Here is a 17,307-nt window from a genome sequence, read left to right on the forward strand (position 1 = left end):
AAAAGTTTTTATTACATTTTACCATACTTTAAATTTCCTTCAAAAAGATTATTAGAAATAATAAATTCTGATATTCCTGATGCATATGGTGCTATTTCATATAATCCGAAATAAATTACAACTGTATTATTCTTTATATAAAAATTTTGATTATCTACTATTCCATTGAATCCATCCTTTCCAGTAAAATATCTATCTGGATCTTTACTTATTTGTCTATTTATTTCTTTATTAATTACATCTTTATAATTGTAATTATCTTTAAATATATCTTTTAGTTGAATTTCATTACCAGTTAATTTTTCTACATTATAAGCAATTCTATTTGTTATACCATGAGCTCCACCTGAAAATTGATAATAATCTATATAAAAACTAATAATATCGGAATTGTTAGTAACCTTATATCTAGCATATAATTGATATGGCATTAACGGTGCTATCTTATTCTTAAAATATTCATCTGCAATCTGTTTAACTTCATTAATCCAATTTTCTGTCCACCTTATAATTTCATTATTGACTATTTCTTCTTTTTCTTTATTGCTGATACCATTTATCTGTGGAATAACTACATTAATGTCTAAATAATCATTTTTTGACTTATATATTTTATCCACAATCTTTATCTTAGAATTATCTTCATTCAATTCACTAGTTTTCAACATAGCCTGTGGATAACTCACGATATTTATTAGCAACATTAATATTACTAAAAACCACATTTTTAGCCATTTCATAAAATCTCCCTCCTCTATATTCGCTAAATTTTACACTTATTTTATTATTATCTACAATAAATCTAATAATTATTAACCTATATATCAACATTTTTTTAACAAGTTATCCACAGCTACCTGTGAATTATGTGCGTAACCTCTAGTTTTTGTTAATTCTATAAATTTATTTCATATTTAAATTTTATTTCATATTAAGTTTATCCACAGCCTATATATAGTATTTATAAAATATCTATAATCTAAACATTAAATAAAAAAATAAACCATAATATAATAATAAAATTTTATTTTTATCATTATATTATGGCTAAATTTTATATTAGATAAATTTTATTTAACTATATTTAATACCACTTTAAGTATTATTCTTCATCTACTTCTTTTGTTTTCCCAGATGTTGATATTAAATTATTTAAACCTTTCAGTTCTTTATAAGTTAAATCTCTCCATTCACCAATTCTTAATTCACCTAAATTTATATTCATTATTCTAATTCTTTTTAACTTCACAACTTCATATCCTAATGCTTCACACATTCTTCTTATTTGTCTATTTAAGCCTTGAGTTAATATTATTCTGAATGTATTATTTCCTTCTTTTTTAACATAACACTTTTTTGTAACTTGACCTAAAATTTTAATTCCGTTACTCATTCTTTTTACAAACTCTTCATTAATAGGTTTATTAACAGTTACTATATATTCTTTTTCATGATTATTTCCTGCTCTTAATATTTTATTAACTATATCACCATCATTAGTCATAAATATTAATCCTTGAGAATCCTTATCTAATCTTCCTATTGGAAATATCCTTTTTTTATGATTGACAAAATCAACTATATTACCTTTTACTTTATGCTCTGTTGTACAAGTAATTCCTACAGGTTTATTTAATACTATGTAAACTAAATCTTCATCCTTTGATATTAGTTTTCCGTTTACTTTAACCTTTTGACCTTTTGATACCTTAGTTCCCATAGTAGCTTTAACGCCATCAATAGTAACTAATCCACTTTCTATTAACTTATCTGCCTCTCTTCTTGAACAAAAGCCTGATTCACTTATATACTTATTTAATCTAATAGTATCTCCTCTATCATTATGAACAATCACATTTTTCTTTTTTATAGACCTTTGTTGCATATTTACCTTCCTTTGTTTTTCTTAATTTTAAATTATAAATTAACCTTTTAATAAATTATATCCTACTTAATTTAATTTATGTTCAGAACCAGCATTATTAAATCTTACTTTTAAATCTTTTTTATAAATAAAATCAGCAGTTTTATCTAAAGTATTATGTTTTAAAGCTTTCCCAGTAATTGTTACAACTATTCCTGAGCTTTTTACCATTTCATTTTCACTAGCATATTCTATTATTTTATATACTGCTTCATCAATATTATTATCTAACACACTAGTTTCTGAAATTAATGTTTTTCCTTTTTCAGTAGGCGAACTAATATTTAAAACTCTATTAAATCCATTTATTTCTATTTTAATTGTTGAAGTAGTTTCCACCACTACTGTGCTAACTATATTATTATATTTATATATTATAGATAAAACAAAAATTAATGCAAAAATAGATATAATAGATACATATAATTTATAATCCTTTAAGCCTTTTTTTTCTATAGATTTTATTTCTTCCCCTTTAAAACAAGGTTCTTTTAATTTAAGTTTTTTAAACTCACCTAGAGATGTCATTACAATAGCATTCTTTTTATTATTTTCAAAAACTATTCCTTCAATTCCTAGACTCTCTTCATATTCAACTATATCTTTTCCTAAATCTTCATCTGTATTTTCAACTATTTGAATATAATCTTGTAAATTTTTATATTCTGGGTTTCCTAATATTAGAGTATAAGCAATTATATACTCTCTATACTTTTTTATATACTTTGAAGTTGTTCTAGTTGCCATGCATACTGCATTTACTGGAATATCTCCTTCATTTATAAATTTATCATATAACTCACTATTAGTAGTTATGAACATTGCTATATTTAGCAACTCATTTCTTATTGAATAACTTACATTATCTTTAATTAAATCTTTTACTAATACTTTATATCTTAATAATTCTGAATTAAACATTATTATTTGCTGATTTCTCAATTCTATTATCTCATCACTAATTAATATTAGTGATTTTATTGAAGAAAATCTGTATTTATTCTTATGAAACTTGTCCATTTGCCCTCCAACCATTACAAATCTTCTCTTTCTATTAGTTTTCCTGTTACTATAACTCTTCTTTTAGACCCTATAGTGCATGTTATTAAAGTAATTTTCTCATAATCTGCATCATCTAAAACCTCAACTTGATCGGGATCTACTATGAAACTATTATCAACTTGATAAGTAAATCTTCCATCCTTAGTTGTAACGATAACTTCATCTCCTACTTTAACTTTATATAAATTTATAAATGCATCAGTAAAATCAGAAACTCTATGCCCAGCCACAGCGAAATTTCCTACCTCTCCAGGCATGGCCAATTCAGGAAATCTCCCTAAAAAGTATTTAATTACATCTTCACCAGTTCCGTCTACAACTGGTTGCTTTAACTTAATTGACGGTATTTCCATTATAGCTATTGGTGTATACCCGTTTATAGCTTCTAAGCTTACTGATTCACTATCTTCTTCATTTTTTGCTTCTGAAAGTTGATTTTCAAAAACCTGTAATAATTCATTTTGCTTATGTGAAGTAACTATTTTTTTATAAGCAACACTTCCTATTATTCCAATACCTATAAGAATTAAAGTGACACCAAATATCCTTCTAAATTTTCCCATATATTCCACCCCTAAAAATAATATTATTTTCCTTTTTTTGTTCATATATAATTTTTTATACATATATTATAACATAAAGCATTAAAAAAACATTAATACATTTTAATGTAAATTATATGGGGGAGTTTATGAAATATAATAAGGATAATGTTATTTATATCGATTTCATATTCAAAAGAAAAAAAATAAATTCAAAAACTGTTTTATTTTTCTATAAGCTTTACTCAAGGGTATTTACTATATTACCAACTAGAATAAAACTTTCTAGAAATAAAAAATCGTCTTCATATAACAATCGTAAAACTTCTAACTATTAATTATAAATATCCCATTTTTGTTATATTCATAATTCATCTTTATGATAAAATATACTTAAAAAATTTAATGAGGTGATTTAATGAGAATAGGAATGGGATATGACGTACATAAATTAGTTGAAGAAAGGAATTTAATTCTAGGTGGAGTTAAAATTCCTTATGAACTTGGTTTATTAGGTCATTCAGATGCAGATGTATTATTACATGCAATAATGGATTCTTTACTTGGTGCCGCTTCACTAGGCGATATAGGAAAACACTTTCCTGATACCGACTCTAAATACAAAGGAATATCTAGCATTGAACTTTTAAAACATGTTGGTAATCTTTTAACTAAACATAATTATAAAATTGGAAATATAGATGCAACAATAATTGCTCAAAAGCCTAAAATGGCTCCTCATATACCTAAAATGAGAGAAAATATTGCCTCTGCTTTAAATATATCAATAGATCAAATAAACGTTAAAGCAACTACAGAGGAAGGGCTTGGCTTTACCGGTGAAGGACTTGGCATTTCTTCTCAATCTATTTGTTTACTTTTTAATTAATAAGATTAATTTATTTAATAATATCTTACTTATAAAAAAATTAAGAGTTGCACAGCAACTCTTAATTTTTAAACTACCTTTTTCTCTTTAACTACAACTTTATTTTCCTTTTTTCTGTGATACCAAACAATTGCTATAACAGCTGAAATACCCATTAAATATGGATAAAATAAATATTTCATTATTGCAAAAGGAGAAAGTGCTGCTAACCCAGCTGCTGATATAAGTTGTGCTCCATATGGTATAACCCCTTGGAATACACATGAGAACATATCCATAATACCTGCAACTCTTTTAGGCTCAAGCCCTACCTCATCTGATATATCTTTAGCTATAGGTCCTACTGTAACTATCGCAACTGTATTATTTGCTGTACAAATATCTACTAAGCTTACCAATGCAGCAATACCAAGCTCTGCTCCCATTTTACTCTTAAATCCTCTTAATCCCTTATTTATTATAAAGTCTATTCCACCATTATATTTTATAATTTCTATAGTACCTGAAATTAAAATTGATATTATTATAAGTTCACTCATTCCTCCAATACCATCTGCTATTGCTCCAAAGAAACCTAATAAATCAAAACTTCCCCCGATAAATCCTATAACTCCAGCTATTACTATTCCACCTAGTAAAACTACAATAACATTTAATCCAACTAATGCTCCAATTATAACAGCTATATAAGGAACTATCTTAATTAAGCTGTAATCTAACGCTTCAACACTAGTTACCCCTGCATTTTTTGTTATTAACACAAATATAAAAGCTGTAATAATAGCTGCTGGTAATACTATCTTAAAGTTCATTTTAAACTTATCCTTCAGCTCGCACCCTTGAGTTCTAGTAGCAGCAATAGTTGTATCTGAAATCATAGATAAATTATCACCAAACATTGCTCCACAAACTACTGATGAAACAGCCACAGCTGTAAGTATTCCTGTCTTCTCTGCAACACCAACAGCAATCGGTACTAACGCCACTATTGTTCCCATTGATGTTCCAACTGATAATGATATAAAACAAGCAATTATAAATATACCTGCAATCATTATATTACTTGGAAGTATAGATAAACCTAAATTTACAGTTGAATCAACTGCCCCCATTGACTTTGCAACTTGTGCAAAAGCTCCTGCAAGTATAAATATTAATACCATTAAAATAATATTACTATTTCCTGCCCCCTTACAGAACATCTCTATTTTTTCTTCAAACTTTACTTTTCTATTCATTATTAACGCCACTAACGCTGACGCTAAAAATGGAACTATTACTGAAACTGCATAAAAATCCTTAGCTAATAAAGCTGATGCTACATAAACAATTACAAATACAAGTAACGGTAATAACGCCCATCCGTTTCCTCTTTTGTTCATTACTAATTCCTCCTATAATAATTATTCTTAATAAAAAAGCTTCCGAGAAACTCAGAAGCATAATTATCAAAATTACATATATTTCTCTCATCTATCAGGATTTAGCACCACATTCTAGTAGTAACAAGTTACAGATTCTAAGTAACAAGTTAAAATTTAACGACTTGTCACTTATTACTTGTCCCCTTGTCACTTATGACAGGTTGCCGGGCTTCATAGGGCCAGTCCCTCCACCACTCTTGATAAGCTAATTTTTCAATTTTCATAAATAAGATTAACAAATTAATAAATTAATGTCAACTAAAAAAATTTTCCTATAATATTTGTATAGAAAAATTTCTTTTTTATAAAATTTATAATTTATTAATTTATTTATAATAAAAAAAGGAAGTAATATTAATTACTTCCTTTTTTATGGTGCGCCATCACGGGTTCGAACCGGGGACACCCTGATTAAGAGTCAGGTGCTCTACCAACTGAGCTAATAGCGCATAAAAATTTTTAAAAAAAATGGAGCGGGTAGTGGGAATCGAACCCACCTTTCCAGCTTGGAAGGCTGGAGTATTACCGATATACGATACCCGCATGCTCTTGACAGTAATAATTATAATAAATATTGATTATACTGTCAAGTTTTTTTATATTACTTCTGTAAGATTTTTTTGTAATATTTCTCTAAATTGCTCCCCTATTTTCTTATTAGTAGTAGCTTTTTTACATATTTCTAACCAATTTGTCGTATCTTCATTTATTTTTTCTCTAATCTCCTCTTGGCTACCGGACATATAACTTGATTCTAAAACAAATTTACCAAGTTCCTCTGGTTTCTCAAATATTTTTAAATATAAAAATTCACTGCTATCTCCATACCAAGTTCTATTAAAATCTCTTACAAATTTCTTTAGTTCTAAAATTAATTTACCTTTTGGTAAATCCCAGCACTTCTTAATCATATTAAGATGATTTCTCATCTTTGTTGCTTCTTCTTTAGTAATTTTTTTATCTTTTTCTCCATCACTTATCACCTGCTCTGCAGATTTTATAGGAATTGCTTGCACAGATCCATTTTTAGAGTTAATCCATATATAAAAAGCTTCTGGTAAAAAAGAATATTGAATATATCCTATTAAAGCCTTATCATCTGGCAAATACCCCCATATATTATTTAATCCATTTTCTCTACAAAAGATTAACGTGTGGATATAAAGGCTCTTATCTGTTGGCAGTTTATGCATAAGCATATGTCCTCTAATAGTTCTATTTTCACTAATTAGTTCTTTCCAATAATCAAAAGAATTATAATTTTGCCTCACATTATCACCTTTCTTCATAATTTTTAATATAATATACTATATATTAATACTAACACTTTATACCAAAATTAATCAATAGGAATGGTTTAAAGTTACGTAAATTTGATATTTCGCACAATTTAGATTATAATATAATAAAAGGATTAAAGGGGGCAATCCATTGTACAATTGTGAGATATGTGGAAATAAAGCGGATATTCATCATATTATTCATAGGAGTGAAGGTGGTTTTGATATTGAGATAAACTACAAATATTTATGTGCTTTGCATCATAGAGGCAAAAATGGTCCGCATCAAAATCAGTTTGTTGATCTTCAATATAAAGTTGATATGCAAACTAAATTGTACAGCATTCTTCCAAAAGAGTATTATTCTCCAAAAGAAATATCACAAATTTTAGGTATCCATAATAACTCTTTAAAAAGATTATTAAAAAATCTCAAGAGATATAAGGAAGGATATAAAAAAGATGATATAATCTTTACTTTAATGGGTTGTGTCAGATATACTGTAGATACTTTAGAGGAGCTAGCTTTAGATTTATTAATAGATGCTCTTTAATATTAAATTTTTGAAATTATAGTAGTATGAAATAAGATTTCTTATTCTACTACTTTTTTTTGCGATAAATTTACCTGTTATATCTAATACTATAATATTATTTTAACTATTTTAAATTTTATTATAATAAATTATTTATAACCCTTCATATTATTCAAGAAGTCATTTTACTAATGTAATATTTTAAGAAAACAAAAAAAGCTGTGAAAAACACAGCTTCAACATGGAGCGGGTAGTGGGAATCGAACCCACCTTTCCAGCTTGGAAGGCTGGAGTATTACCGATATACGATACCCGCATATTTATTTTTATTAAGTTCCCTTGAACAATTTAAATTATATTATAATCATTATAGGTTGTCAACATATTTTTTAAAATTTATATAAATATTTTTATTATGAAGCGAAAGACGGGACTCGAACCCGCAACGTCCACCTTGGGAAGGTGATGCTCTGCCATTGAGCCACTTTCGCAAATGGTGCAGATGAAGGGAGTCGAACCCTTACACCATTGGCGCTAGATCCTAAGTCTAGTGCGTCTGCCAATTCCGCCACATCTGCATCTACTATTTATATATTACCATATTTTGTAAGAAAATTCAATGTATTTTACTTTTTTTATATTCCCATATTAAGTTGAACAAAAGCTTCTCCTAATGGTTTTCTGAATTCATAAGTATTTCCTCTCTCCTTATCCCCTATTATGAATAATCTTTTATCAGTTATTATCGTAAATCTATTAAAAAACTCTTCTCCATTATTTCTCCAATATCTTAATACCCAATGGTTAGACCTACTTGAAAAGTATTGAAGCCAATCATAAGAAGAAAATTCAATTGAATTATAATTATACATAAGACCCACTCCTTAAACTTTAATTTACTCAATAATATGTTGCTTTACTTAATAATATGACTTATTAGATAAAATATTTTGCCTTTCGCTTTATTGACATTACAAAGTCATATAATTATAATTATTGTTAAGTAAAATTGTAAATTATTTTAATTCGATGAAGAGACGAGTAAATTAAACCTTCATTTACAGAGAGAAAATGCATTAGCTGTAAGCATTTTTAAATGAAATTAATTGAAGACTACCTCTGAGAGACTCTAATCAAGTCCGTTGCATCACGTTACGATGTTTACTTAAGTGGTCTATTGTAGACAATTAAGGGTGGAACCGCGGGAATTATAATGCTCTCGTCCCTTTTCTATACTGTTTTGTATAAGAAAAGCGACGAAGAGCTTTTTTTATACAGTAAATTACTATTATATATTTAGGATAAAGATAATTTTATTTAGAGTTAACTTAAAAACAGCTACACAAACACTTTAACTCTTTTTATTGCTTATTCACTCCTAAATATAAAAAAATTAAACTTATGGTCATATTCAATTAAATAAATAAGTTTAATTAACAAAATAAAATATTTTTAATTTAACTTGAATGAAGGGAGATATAAAAAATGATAAAAATTACTTTAAAAGATGGATCAATCAAAGAAGTTGAAAGTGGATCATCAGTTTTAGACGTGGCTAAAGCAATAAGCGAAGGTTTAGCAAGAGTTGCTCAATGCGGAATAGTTAATGGTAAGGTTGTAGATTTAAGAACAACTTTAAATGAAGATTGTGAATTAGAAATTTGTACTTTTGATTCTCAAGAAGGGAAAGATACTGTAAGACACAGTATTTCTCATGTACTTGCAGCTGCAGTTAAAAGATTATTCCCAGAAGCTAAGATTGCTATTGGACCTGCAATTGCTAACGGATTCTACTATGATTTCGATGTAGAAAAACCTTTTTCTGCTGATGATTTAGAAAAAATCGAAGCTGAAATGAAAAAAATAATAAAAGAAAATCCTCAAATCGAAAGATTTGAACTTCCTAGAAATGAAGCTTTAGAACTTATGAAGGATGAACCTTACAAAGTTGAATTAATAACTGATCTTCCAGAAGGTGAAGTTATTTCTTTCTATAAAATAGGTGATTTCACTGACCTTTGTGCAGGACCTCACGTATTATCATTAAAGAATATTAAAGCTATTAAACTTATAAGAAGTGCTGGTGCTTACTGGAAAGGTGATGAAAAGAACAAAATGCTTTCTAGAATATACGGAACTGCATTCTTAAAGAAAGCTGATTTAGATGCTCATTTAGAAGCTTTAGAAGAAGCTAAAAAGAGAGATCATAACAAATTAGGTAGAGAACTTGGAATATTTACTACTGACGAAAAAGTAGGTCAAGGTCTTCCTCTATTCATGCCTAAGGGAGCTAAATTATTCCAAACTCTTCAAAGATGGATTGAAGATGAAGAAGAAAAGAGAGGTTACGTTTTAACTAAGACTCCATTTATGTCTAAGAATGACTTATTCGTAGCTTCTGGGCACTGGAGCCACTATAAAGATGGTATGTTTGTATTAGGTGATGAGGAAAAAGATGCTGAAGTTATGGCGTTAAGACCAATGACTTGCCCATTCCAATTTACTGTTTATAATGCAGAACAACACAGCTATAGAGATCTTCCAATAAGATATGCTGAAACTTCTACTCTATTCAGAAAAGAAGCTTCAGGTGAAATGCATGGTCTTACTAGAGTTAGACAATTCACTTTATCAGAAGGTCATATAATCTGTACTCCAGAACAATTAGAAGATGAGTTTAAAGAAGTTGTTGATTTAATAAACTATGTTATGGAAACTTTAGGAATCTCTGAAGATATCTCTTACAGATTCTCTAAATGGGATCCGACAAACACAGAAAAATATATAAATAACCCAGAAGCTTGGGAAGCTACTCAAAACCAAATGAGAACTATCTTAGATCATTTAGGAATTGATTATGTTGAAGCTGAAGGTGAAGCAGCATTCTATGGTCCAAAACTTGATATTCAATCTAAGAATGTTCATGGAAAAGAAGATACAATAATCACTGTTCAAATCGACTTTGCTTTAGGTGAAAGACTTGGTATGACTTATATAGATAAAGATGGTGAAAAGAAAATACCATTTGTTATTCATAGATCATCAATTGGATGCTACGAAAGAACTATTGCTACTTTAATTGAAAAGTATGCTGGTGCTTTCCCAACTTGGATGTCTCCAGTTCAAGCTAAAGTTCTTCCACTATCAGATAAATACGCTGATTATGCTAACGAAGTAGTTAAAACTTTAAGAAGTAATGGTGTTAGAGTTGAAGCTGACCACAGAGTTGAAAAAATTGGTTATAAAATTAGAGAAGCTAGACTTGAAAGAGTTCCTTATATCTTAGTTGTAGGTGAAAAGGAAGCTGCTAACAATGAAGTTTCTGTAAGAAGCAGAAAGAATGATGATGAAGGAGCAATGGCTTTAGATGCATTTGTTTCTAGAATCACTTCTGAAATAGCTAATAAAGAAAGATAATTTTACTAAACATGATAAGTATATTTTGCTTATCATGTTTTTTTATTTAATTTTATAATTTTAATATATTGTTTTATATGCAATTAACATAAAATTTATTAATTTGTATATCATTATATATATGAAGTATTTAGTATAAAAGGATTGATTAATTTTGAGATTTAATGAAAATAATAATTTAAAATTAACTAAAGAAGAAATTGAAAATTGTAGACATAAATCCGAAAAAAAGTGGTATGGAATTCTAGTATTTATTAACTTAATTATAATAATTTCAGTAATAATTTTTTGTATTATAAATATTCATAATTATAATACCTTACCTAATACTTTAAAAGAATCTTTTTCCGATCCTTCTGCCTATGCAAATGTTGTAATCTCTCCTAGTTCTGCTTTAAGTAATTTTCCAACAGAACTTCAACTACTAATAACAGGATTAATAGTAATAATTGCTTTTCCTTTTGGAGTAAATCTCTATTATGCAAAATATAGATCTAGAGCAATAAAGATAACTGAAAATAACTTTCCAGAAATATACTATAATATTTCTGAATACTCTAATAAGCTAGGTCTAAAAAAAATACCTGAAGCTTTTTTAATTCAACAAAATGGTGTTATGAATGCTTTTTCTGCATTTATAATTCATAAGCAATATATAGAAATAGATAGTGATTTATTTGAAATTGCTTATAGAGAATATAATGATTTAGAATCTATTAATTTTATAATAGCTCATGAATTGGCTCATATAAGATATAAGCATGCTACATTTTCTTATAATTTATTTATTTTATTTTCAACTTTAATTCCTATAATAGGAACTACCGCATCTAGAGCCAGAGAATATAGCTGTGATAGGCTTGCTCAAAAAGTTACTGGTAATAGTGGTGTTGAAGCCATATTTTCTTTATTTGCCGGTAAGCATCTTTATAAGAAAATTGATGTTTATGATTATATTGAAAATAGTAAGGATATAAAAGGATTTTTTGTATGGTGTAATAATTTAGTAAGTTCTCATCCAATATTACCAAAAAGAATTAGAGCATTAATTATGGAAAAAGGAAGCGGAGAACTTTATTAGCAAATTACAAATTTTAACCTTAATGAGTTATAAATAAGAAAAAAGCTAATGTAATCTGCACATTACATTAGCTCTTTTCCTTTTCACACAACTTATTTAAATTCAACATTGGCTTATAAATAATACAAGATATAATTTTAAGAGAAAATTCTTCCTTAAAGGAAAGATGATTTTAACTAGTTTTTAGAATAATACTCTACAACTAAAACTTCATTAATTTCTATTGGAACTTCAGTTCTTTGAGGAAGTCTTTCTAAAACTCCAGAGAAATTAGCTTCATTTTTACTTAAGTATGGTAAAACATTAAGAATATTTGATTCAAAGTTTTCTTTGAACATAGGATTCTTTTGAGACTTTTCTCTTAATTTGATTTCATCTCCAACTGAAACATTGAATGATGGAATATCAACTTTTTTACCATTAACTAAAATATGACCATGTACAACCATTTGTCTTGCTTGTCTTATTGAATTTGCAAAACCTAATCTATAAACTAAATTATCTAATCTGCATTCTAATAAGTTAATTAAAGCATGACCTGTTAATTCTTTTGATTTAGATGCTTTTTCAAAGTAGTTAGCAAATTGTTTTTCCATAACTCCATAATAAGCTCTTAATCTTTGCTTTTCTAATAATTGAGTACCATAGTCAGAAAGTTTTTTATCATTTCTTGCTGTACCCTTGGCTGCTCTTTTCATTGCTTTTGGATGTCCACAAACATTTAAGCCTAATCGTCTGCACTGCTTAAATCTTGGTCCCATCATCTTTGCCATACAATCATCTCCTTAAATTATTTCTAAGCTTGAATATAATATAACATATAATTTCCCTTTTGTAAATGAAAATAATTATCATTATCAAATTTTATTTCTTACAAATATACATTTTTTAACCAACAATAAAAGACTGTATAAAAATTAAAATACAGTCTTTTATTTATTTTAGCTACTAAGCAACTATTAGCCTCTTTGCTTCTTTATAATAATTTTCATTTTTAATTTTCTCAATAAATTTTTCTACATATGCTTCTGAAGTACATTCAATAAAAATTGCAACTTCTCCTTTTACACTTTTATCTATAATCTTTATATTATTAAAATTTTCTCTACATTTATTTATTGTTTCGTCTATATTTAATGTTTTTATTCTTAATATACAATTGCATGTTTTACTTGCAAACTTAATCACATTTGCTTCTTCTCTACTAAAGCTATAAATATCAGTAAATCTATTATTTATAATATCATTTAAATCACTATAGACAGCACTTCCTGTTGGTAATTTTCCAGCACCCTTACCTACAAATAATAACTCCCCTATTTCATCTCCATTTAAAATAACTGCATTAACTTCATTATTAATATTAGCTAATATACTTTCTTGATCTACTAATATTGGTTTTACAGATGTATATATTCCCTTTTTACATTTAAAAGATTCTGCTACAAGTTTAATTTTACAATTTAACTTACTAGCATATTTAAAATCATTTTCATCTATGTTAGTAATTCCTTCTATTGATATATCACTCCATTGAAACTTTTTATCAAAAGCTAAGCTTGATAGTATTGCAAGTTTTCTGGCAGCATCGTATCCCATAACATCTGATTCTGGATTAGCTTCTGCAAACCCAAGTTTTTGTGCTTCTTTAAGTGCCTCTTCATAAGATAAGTTTTCTCTATCCATCTTAGTTAATATAAAATTAGTTGTTCCATTTAGTATTGCCCTTATGCTATTTATCCCATTTCCATAAAGGCTTTCAGTTAATGGCTTTATTATAGGAATCCCCCCAGCTACTGCAGCTTCAAACTTTAAAGAAACATTATTCTCCTTAGCTAATTGAAATAATTCATGACCAAATGTAGCTATTAAATCCTTATTAGCTGTAACTACATGCTTCTTTAATGATAATGCATTTTTAACATAATCATAAGCTGGATGAAGACCACCTATAACTTCTATTACAACATCACTTTCTGCAGAAAAAAACTCCTCTACACTAGTAGTAATAACTTCTTTATGAATTGAATCAATATGTTTTTCTTTATTCTTCACTAAAATACTTGTTATAATTATTTCATTTTTTCTATGGTTTTCCCTATTTTTATCTATTAATTCAATAAGCCCACTACCTACTACTCCATATCCCATAATAGCTACTTTAGTCATAATTATTCCTCCACTCAATTCTTATATAGCTTTTAATGATTGGCTAATATCATTAATTAAATCTTTTGCATCCTCTATTCCTACAGAAAGTCTTAATAAATCTGGTGTAACACCACTTGCCAACAATTCTTCTTCATTTAGCTGACTATGACTTGTAGTTGCTGGATGTAAAAGACAACTTCTTGCATCCCCTAATGTTACTGCTAGAGCAATTACCTTTAATCCTCTACTAAATTCCTTAGCTTCTTCTATTCCACCCTTAACTCCGAATGTTAAAAGTCCACTTGCTCCACCTTTAAGATACTTTTTAGCTAAATCATAATATTTGCTTCCTTCAAGTAATGGATAATTAACCCATGATATTTTATCTTGAGTTTTTAACCAGTTAGCTATTTCTAAAGCATTTTTAGAATGTCTTTCCATTCTTAAATGCAGTGTTTCTAAACCTAAATTAGTTAAATAAGCATTAAACGGACTCATACATGCCCCTAAATCTCTTAAAATAGTAACTCTAAGCTTTACTATATATGCTGCTTGTCCAAAAGTCTCAACATACTTTATTCCATGATAACTTTCATCTGGCGTTGTAAAGTCAGAAAATCCACCACTTGTCCAATCAAAGTTACCTCCATCTACAACTATTCCACCTATAGTTTGTGCATGTCCTTCTGAATACTTTGTTGTTGAGTGTACAACTATGTTTGCCCCATGTTCAAATGGATTGCAATGATAAGGTGTTGCTACAGTATTGTCTACAATAAATGGAACCTTAATTTTCCTAGAAACTGAAGCAAACTTGTCAAAATCTAAAACATTTAATCCTGGATTCCCTATTGTTTCCCCATAAATTGCTTTTGTATTTTCCCTTGCCTTAGATAATATTTCTTCTTCTGATGCATCTGGATCAACAAAAGAAACTTCTATTCCTAAATTTTTTAAATGAACTGTAAATAAATTAACTGTTCCACCATATAACGATGTTACAGAAATAATGTGATCTCCTGCCTTACAAATATTTAAAATTGCATAAAGAATAGCTGACTGTCCTGAAGCTGTTGCAACTGCTCCAATTCCCCCCTCTAATTTTGCATACTTTTCTTCTAATGCCCCAACTGTTGGATTAGAAATTCTACTATATAAATGACCATCTTCTTTTAATGCGAATAATGCTTCTAATGTGTCTGGATCATCATACTTATAAGTTGCACTTTGATAAATAGGTAAAACTCTTGGCTCACCTGACTTTGGTGAATATCCCCCATGAATTCCTAATGTTCCTTTTCCTAAATTGATTGCCATAAATAAATCCCCCTTTTAGTAAGTTAGAAGTTTTTAGATTTTCTTACTATACTTCTACCTTCATTTAATTTTTATACTTATTGCTCTTTTATTAATAGATAACAAACAATATTAATAATTATCCAAAATGCCCTAATTTGGTGTACAAAAAAAGCTATTTCTTATTATCCTTTATAGATAATGAGAAATAGCTAAATAAGCTTATTTATTAATATATACTCTCATTTCTCAGGTTAAACCTGCAGGATTTAGCACCAACATCAATCAGCTACAAATTTCAAGTAATAAGTTTCAAGTTATTTAAAAACTTTATTATTAACTATTCACTTGCCACTTGTCACTTACGACAGGTTGCTAGGTTTCTCAGGGCCAGTCCCTCCACCATTCTTAATAAAAGATTTGTTATTTAATTTATTATCTTTATTATACATATATGGAATATTATTTCAAGTATTTTGATTTATTTTTTTTATATTTTATTAATTTTTATAAATTCATTATTAGTTATTATATAATTTACTTTAATATCATGGGTTTCATTCTTGATACTATTTACTATTTGAAAATCATAAGCTAATACCATCTTATTACTTTCATCTTTAATTTGTGAAAAATATTTATCATAATATCCTCCACCATACCCTATTCTATTTCCTTTTCTATCAAAGGCTACACCTGGCATTATTATTAAATCAAAGCTTTTACATATATTTTCTTTATCCACATGTTTTGGTTCTAATATTCCCCACTTATCCACAATCATGTTATCTAAGCTGTGAATTCTTACTGCTATCATTTCTTTTTTAACTTTATCTGTCTTAGGTACATAAATTTTTTTATTATCATTTAAAGCATATTTTATAAATTCTTTAGTATCAACTTCTTTTCCAAAACTTATATACGTAAATATTCTATTAGCATTTTTATAAAATTCACTATTTATTAATTCACTAAATATAGAGATATCATATTCAATTTTAATATCTAAAGATAAGTTATTTCTTTTATTTATAATTTTTTCTCTTATAATTTTTTTATCCATATCTTTATCTTCTCCCATAAACCTTATTATATTACTTATTTTATATTCCTAAATAAATGATTATAAAACCTTATCTTTAATTAAAATAATATCCCTTAATATTGATGCTGCCGCATTCATAGTCCCAGAAGCTCCTCCAATAATACTTATATCGCCTAATGTATCTGTCTTAAAATAAATCCCTTTATTTTTATAATCTACAAAATAAAGTGGATAATCTTCTTTAATTTCTATAGGTCTTACATAAGCCTTTACCATATTATCTTCTATATAAACTCTACCTATTAATTTTATTTTTTTATTTTCTTTTCTAGCTCTTTTTATTGTTTCTAATTTAATTCCTGTTATACCTTGTACTTCTATATCTTCTAACTTTATATTTGCATCCATAAGAACATTAGCTAATATAAGTATCTTACACGCAGTATCATACCCTAAAACATCAAGACTTGGATTAGTTTCTGCTATCCCATCTTTTTGTGCTTGAATTAAAGCCTCTTCATAACTAACTTCCTCCATTGACATTTTACTTAATATATAATTTGTCGTTCCATTTAATATACCCTCAATAAATTCTATCTCACTACCTGCAACATCATATAATCCTCCATTAATTGAAGGCAATGCTCCTCCAGTAGTACAC

The 17,307-nt window shown here is 27.8% G+C and carries 16 protein-coding genes, 5 tRNA genes, 1 pseudogene, 2 riboswitches and 1 other annotated feature; of the genes and pseudogenes, 5 read left to right on the plus strand and 17 right to left on the minus strand.

Going from position 1 to position 17,307, the window contains the following annotated elements:
* Window positions 1-11: 11 nt before the first annotated feature.
* The 4 genes from Q0G30_RS04115 to Q0G30_RS04130 all read right to left on the minus strand — a co-directional run bounded on the left by Q0G30_RS04115 (window position 12) and on the right by Q0G30_RS04130 (window position 3,549).
* On the minus strand, window positions 12-740 hold the full coding sequence (locus tag Q0G30_RS04115; protein ID WP_294386901.1) for a DUF3298 and DUF4163 domain-containing protein: 729 nt from the start codon (window positions 738-740) through the stop codon (window positions 12-14).
* Window positions 741-1,102: 362 nt separating this feature from the next.
* The gene (gene rluF / locus Q0G30_RS04120; RefSeq protein WP_294386904.1) at window positions 1,103-1,885 is read right to left on the minus strand and encodes a 23S rRNA pseudouridine(2604) synthase RluF; all 783 of its coding nucleotides are present in this window, start codon (window positions 1,883-1,885) and stop codon (window positions 1,103-1,105) included.
* Window positions 1,886-1,951: 66 nt separating this feature from the next.
* Window positions 1,952-2,944 (minus strand): anti-sigma factor domain-containing protein, encoded by a 993-nt coding sequence (locus tag Q0G30_RS04125; protein WP_294386906.1) that lies wholly within the window; start codon window positions 2,942-2,944, stop codon window positions 1,952-1,954.
* 14 nt (window positions 2,945-2,958) lie between these two features.
* Window positions 2,959-3,549, minus strand: a complete 591-nt coding sequence (locus Q0G30_RS04130) for a class D sortase (protein WP_294386909.1) — start codon at window positions 3,547-3,549, stop codon at window positions 2,959-2,961.
* A gap of 128 nt (window positions 3,550-3,677) precedes the next feature.
* Between Q0G30_RS04130 and Q0G30_RS04135 the strand changes: the two genes are divergently transcribed.
* On the plus strand, window positions 3,678-3,866 hold the full coding sequence (locus tag Q0G30_RS04135; RefSeq protein WP_294386913.1) for a hypothetical protein: 189 nt from the start codon (window positions 3,678-3,680) through the stop codon (window positions 3,864-3,866).
* An 80-nt stretch (window positions 3,867-3,946) separates the two neighbouring features.
* Complete coding sequence (gene ispF / locus Q0G30_RS04140) at window positions 3,947-4,417, plus strand: 2-C-methyl-D-erythritol 2,4-cyclodiphosphate synthase (protein WP_294386916.1); 471 nt, start codon at window positions 3,947-3,949, stop codon at window positions 4,415-4,417.
* 68 nt (window positions 4,418-4,485) lie between these two features.
* Here the strand turns inward: ispF and Q0G30_RS04145 are convergent, their stop codons facing one another.
* The 4 genes from Q0G30_RS04145 to Q0G30_RS04160 form a co-directional block, all read right to left on the minus strand.
* The gene (locus Q0G30_RS04145; RefSeq protein WP_294386919.1) at window positions 4,486-5,799 is read right to left on the minus strand and encodes a Na+/H+ antiporter NhaC family protein; all 1,314 of its coding nucleotides are present in this window, start codon (window positions 5,797-5,799) and stop codon (window positions 4,486-4,488) included.
* 84 nt (window positions 5,800-5,883) lie between these two features.
* A riboswitch (SAM riboswitch) is annotated at window positions 5,884-6,048 on the minus strand.
* A gap of 166 nt (window positions 6,049-6,214) precedes the next feature.
* Window positions 6,215-6,290: transfer RNA gene (locus tag Q0G30_RS04150), tRNA-Lys, on the minus strand.
* Window positions 6,291-6,310: 20 nt separating this feature from the next.
* A tRNA-Gly gene (locus tag Q0G30_RS04155) sits at window positions 6,311-6,384 on the minus strand.
* A gap of 53 nt (window positions 6,385-6,437) precedes the next feature.
* Entirely contained in the window at window positions 6,438-7,112 is a 675-nt protein-coding gene (locus tag Q0G30_RS04160) for a hypothetical protein (RefSeq protein ID WP_294386923.1), read from the minus strand.
* Between the two features lie 160 nt (window positions 7,113-7,272).
* Between Q0G30_RS04160 and Q0G30_RS04165 the strand changes: the two genes are divergently transcribed.
* Entirely contained in the window at window positions 7,273-7,674 is a 402-nt protein-coding gene (locus Q0G30_RS04165) for an HNH endonuclease signature motif containing protein (protein WP_294346624.1), read from the plus strand.
* A gap of 224 nt (window positions 7,675-7,898) precedes the next feature.
* On the opposite strand, the gene Q0G30_RS04170 is transcribed toward Q0G30_RS04165, so the two are convergent.
* The 4 genes from Q0G30_RS04170 to Q0G30_RS04185 all read right to left on the minus strand — a co-directional run bounded on the left by Q0G30_RS04170 (window position 7,899) and on the right by Q0G30_RS04185 (window position 8,528).
* Window positions 7,899-7,972: transfer RNA gene (locus Q0G30_RS04170), tRNA-Gly, on the minus strand.
* A 103-nt stretch (window positions 7,973-8,075) separates the two neighbouring features.
* Window positions 8,076-8,147 (minus strand) — tRNA-Gly (locus Q0G30_RS04175).
* Window positions 8,148-8,150: 3 nt separating this feature from the next.
* Window positions 8,151-8,234, minus strand: a tRNA-Leu gene (locus tag Q0G30_RS04180).
* Window positions 8,235-8,291: 57 nt separating this feature from the next.
* The gene (locus tag Q0G30_RS04185; protein ID WP_294386926.1) at window positions 8,292-8,528 is read right to left on the minus strand and encodes a hypothetical protein; all 237 of its coding nucleotides are present in this window, start codon (window positions 8,526-8,528) and stop codon (window positions 8,292-8,294) included.
* A gap of 148 nt (window positions 8,529-8,676) precedes the next feature.
* Window positions 8,677-8,886 (plus strand) — a binding site (T-box leader).
* 255 nt (window positions 8,887-9,141) lie between these two features.
* On the opposite strand from Q0G30_RS04185, the gene thrS reads away from it, so the two are divergent.
* Together thrS and Q0G30_RS04195 are read left to right on the plus strand one after the other, a co-directional pair.
* The gene (gene thrS / locus Q0G30_RS04190) at window positions 9,142-11,073 is read left to right on the plus strand and encodes a threonine--tRNA ligase (protein ID WP_294386928.1); all 1,932 of its coding nucleotides are present in this window, start codon (window positions 9,142-9,144) and stop codon (window positions 11,071-11,073) included.
* A 154-nt stretch (window positions 11,074-11,227) separates the two neighbouring features.
* Window positions 11,228-12,154, plus strand: a complete 927-nt coding sequence (locus tag Q0G30_RS04195) for a M48 family metallopeptidase (RefSeq protein WP_291657135.1) — start codon at window positions 11,228-11,230, stop codon at window positions 12,152-12,154.
* 176 nt (window positions 12,155-12,330) lie between these two features.
* Here the strand turns inward: Q0G30_RS04195 and rpsD are convergent, their stop codons facing one another.
* The 5 genes and pseudogenes from rpsD to Q0G30_RS04220 form a co-directional block, all read right to left on the minus strand.
* A complete protein-coding gene (gene rpsD / locus Q0G30_RS04200) occupies window positions 12,331-12,927 on the minus strand; it encodes a 30S ribosomal protein S4 (protein ID WP_294386930.1) in 597 nt (198 codons plus the stop codon).
* A gap of 175 nt (window positions 12,928-13,102) precedes the next feature.
* Window positions 13,103-14,323: a homoserine dehydrogenase gene (locus Q0G30_RS04205; RefSeq protein ID WP_294386933.1), complete on the minus strand. Its 1,221-nt coding sequence runs from the start codon at window positions 14,321-14,323 to the stop codon at window positions 13,103-13,105.
* Between the two features lie 21 nt (window positions 14,324-14,344).
* A complete protein-coding gene (locus Q0G30_RS04210; RefSeq protein WP_294386937.1) occupies window positions 14,345-15,622 on the minus strand; it encodes an O-acetylhomoserine aminocarboxypropyltransferase/cysteine synthase family protein in 1,278 nt (425 codons plus the stop codon).
* Between the two features lie 218 nt (window positions 15,623-15,840).
* Window positions 15,841-16,019, minus strand: a riboswitch (SAM riboswitch).
* A gap of 72 nt (window positions 16,020-16,091) precedes the next feature.
* Window positions 16,092-16,664: a 5-formyltetrahydrofolate cyclo-ligase gene (locus Q0G30_RS04215; RefSeq protein ID WP_294386938.1), complete on the minus strand. Its 573-nt coding sequence runs from the start codon at window positions 16,662-16,664 to the stop codon at window positions 16,092-16,094.
* A gap of 60 nt (window positions 16,665-16,724) precedes the next feature.
* Window positions 16,725-17,307: pseudogene (locus Q0G30_RS04220) on the minus strand (homoserine dehydrogenase); the annotation flags it as partial.

Origin of the sequence: uncultured Clostridium sp. (assembly GCF_934754925.1) — a bacterium.
Taxonomy (GTDB): domain Bacteria; phylum Bacillota; class Clostridia; order Clostridiales; family Clostridiaceae; genus Clostridium.

Excerpts from the sequence above, each read along its gene's own strand:
- Q0G30_RS04115 (WP_294386901.1), bottom strand. The coding sequence starts at position 740 with ATGAAATGGCTAAAAATGTGGTTTTTAGTAATATTAATGTTGCTAATA.
- rluF (WP_294386904.1), bottom strand. The coding sequence starts at position 1,885 with ATGCAACAAAGGTCTATAAAAAAGAAAAATGTGATTGTTCATAATGAT.
- Q0G30_RS04125 (WP_294386906.1), bottom strand. The coding sequence starts at position 2,944 with ATGGACAAGTTTCATAAGAATAAATACAGATTTTCTTCAATAAAATCA.
- Q0G30_RS04130 (WP_294386909.1), bottom strand. The coding sequence starts at position 3,549 with ATGGGAAAATTTAGAAGGATATTTGGTGTCACTTTAATTCTTATAGGT.
- Q0G30_RS04135 (WP_294386913.1), top strand. The coding sequence starts at position 3,678 with ATGAAATATAATAAGGATAATGTTATTTATATCGATTTCATATTCAAA.
- ispF (WP_294386916.1), top strand. The coding sequence starts at position 3,947 with ATGAGAATAGGAATGGGATATGACGTACATAAATTAGTTGAAGAAAGG.
- Q0G30_RS04145 (WP_294386919.1), bottom strand. The coding sequence starts at position 5,799 with ATGAACAAAAGAGGAAACGGATGGGCGTTATTACCGTTACTTGTATTT.
- Q0G30_RS04185 (WP_294386926.1), bottom strand. The coding sequence starts at position 8,528 with ATGTATAATTATAATTCAATTGAATTTTCTTCTTATGATTGGCTTCAA.
- thrS (WP_294386928.1), top strand. The coding sequence starts at position 9,142 with ATGATAAAAATTACTTTAAAAGATGGATCAATCAAAGAAGTTGAAAGT.
- rpsD (WP_294386930.1), bottom strand. The coding sequence starts at position 12,927 with ATGGCAAAGATGATGGGACCAAGATTTAAGCAGTGCAGACGATTAGGC.
- Q0G30_RS04205 (WP_294386933.1), bottom strand. The coding sequence starts at position 14,323 with ATGACTAAAGTAGCTATTATGGGATATGGAGTAGTAGGTAGTGGGCTT.
- Q0G30_RS04210 (WP_294386937.1), bottom strand. The coding sequence starts at position 15,622 with ATGGCAATCAATTTAGGAAAAGGAACATTAGGAATTCATGGGGGATAT.
- Q0G30_RS04215 (WP_294386938.1), bottom strand. The coding sequence starts at position 16,664 with ATGGATAAAAAAATTATAAGAGAAAAAATTATAAATAAAAGAAATAAC.